The organism is Halorubrum sp. SP3 (assembly GCF_005435195.1).
Classification (GTDB): domain Archaea; phylum Halobacteriota; class Halobacteria; order Halobacteriales; family Haloferacaceae; genus Halorubrum; species Halorubrum sodomense.
The window spans coordinates 1-1,838 of record NZ_SGTU01000075.1 but is presented as its reverse complement, the minus strand read 5'-3'; the positions used below and the strand labels follow the sequence as shown (position 1 = coordinate 1,838).

The window sequence follows — 1,838 nt, the reverse complement described above, 5'->3', positions numbered from 1 at the left end:
ATCCCGATCCCCAGCTCCCCCAGCCGCCGGGCGTTCCTCGACGATCATAACCTCCTCGCAGCAGAGGACACGCTCCAGCAGATCTACGACACCATCACTAACAAGCCCGAGAAGATGGTCAAGTACGAGAACGCCCCCCGTCCGGACGGCGTCTAACGGCACGTCTATTTCTGAATAGTTTGCTATTCGCACTCTTTAGCGTGACGAGACGATATCTTGTTAACCAACAAATCTATGTCATTACGCGCTCTGTTGGTTAATACTAGATCGCAGATGTCTCACAAGCCACCGACGCCACCTGCTGACCTCTCAACGGAGATGGTCGACAAACTCAACAGCTACTCGCCTGAACAGCTCCGGTACGTCGCACACTACGCTGAGGCGTTGGCATCGCATAAGGCTCGTGGAGTCGACGTCGATGAAGAGTCCGGTGATGACGAAAGTGACGAGCAACCCGACGACTTCCCGGATGACGTCCCCACGAAGGCCACGATTACAATCAAGGAGATCAACGACAACCGCTACTACTACTGGCAGTGGCGGACCGGAAGCTCGGTGAAGTCAAAATATAAAGGGCCGGTTGACCCCGACGAGTGACCACTCCTGTCCCCTAATCCGGTACACATCGATAGAGGGGTGTCGACGAGGATCGGGTCGGGAGAACACATCGATACAGGCTCTGGTCGAGTAGTTCGCATGGCGATCGCTCAACTCGAGAGGGATGGTGGTGTCGGTGAGCACGTGATATTTATCTGCCGAATATGTTCGTTTTGGCGGCTCTCATGGAGAATCACACATCGATAGAGGGGTGTCTATCGGAAACAATGGAAAATAACTAAACACCCGTGGATGAGTTACTCAGATATCAAGTGAGACCTGATAACAAACTCCGGATACACATCGATAGAGGGGTGTCTATCAGACATAATGGAAAAGTCCCATAACCGGGGTGGGAGAGCACAATAGCCGACACATCGAACACATCGATAGAGGGGTGTCTATTGGAAATCATGGAAAAGGCTCATAAGCGGGATGGGTGAGTCGATAGCCGACACGATGAACACATCGATAGAGGGGTGTCTATCAGACATAATGGAAAAGTCTCATAACCGGGGTGGAAGAGCACGATAGCCCACCCATCGAACACATCGATAGAGGGGTGTCTATCAGACATAATGGAAAAGTCTCATAAAACAGGGGACACCGTGCCGCAAAAGACCACATCAATAACTGAAATGTCTACGTCTGGTTTCGGATCTGCGCTTTGACCACGGAGGTAACCTCCTCTTCAGAAATCGCTTCAATACGCGAGTCTTCACGGAGTGTCTCGAGAATTGTCCCTGGACTTTCGCCAAACTGGAACTCGAGGAACATCCCCGAGCTGGGCCCGTGGCTCCGTCGCTCGAAGTCGACCAGAGAGTACGTCGTGAGTTCTTTCATCTTATTCACGTACGTTTCCTGGTGGTACTGATCCGTGTCAATAGCATCAGTCAGATATTGATACACACGATAGCCGGTCGTACTCCTGGCGCTCCCACCGTCAGTTTGGGACGCAACCGCTGCGGTTGCGTACAGACAGAGCTTCTTTTGTGTGCTGATACCACGAACGACCTCTAACACCCGATTCTTCTCGACTTTCTCCTGTGCGGTACGGACGTGTTTTTCGCTAACGCGGTTGTCGCCTTCACGCTCAGCCAGCTCGCCGGCAACCCGCATGAGATCGATCGCCTTCCTCGCGTCACCATGCGTCTGTGCTGCGAACGCCGCTGCGAGTGGAATCACATCATCGTCGACGACGTCGTCATGGAACGCATCCTGACGCCGTCGGAGGATTGCTT

At 52.9% G+C, this 1,838-nt stretch carries 1 protein-coding gene and 1 pseudogene; one reads left to right on the top strand and one right to left on the bottom strand.

The window, feature by feature from the left end; translation table 11 throughout:
• The first annotated feature begins 273 nt into the window (after positions 1 to 273).
• On the top strand, positions 274 to 597 hold the full coding sequence (locus EXE42_RS15350) for a hypothetical protein (protein ID WP_137706893.1): 324 nt from the start codon (positions 274 to 276) through the stop codon (positions 595 to 597).
• A 642-nt stretch (positions 598 to 1,239) separates the two neighbouring features.
• Here the strand turns inward: EXE42_RS15350 and EXE42_RS15345 are convergent.
• Positions 1,240 to 1,838: pseudogene (locus EXE42_RS15345) on the bottom strand (cell division control protein Cdc6); the annotation flags it as partial.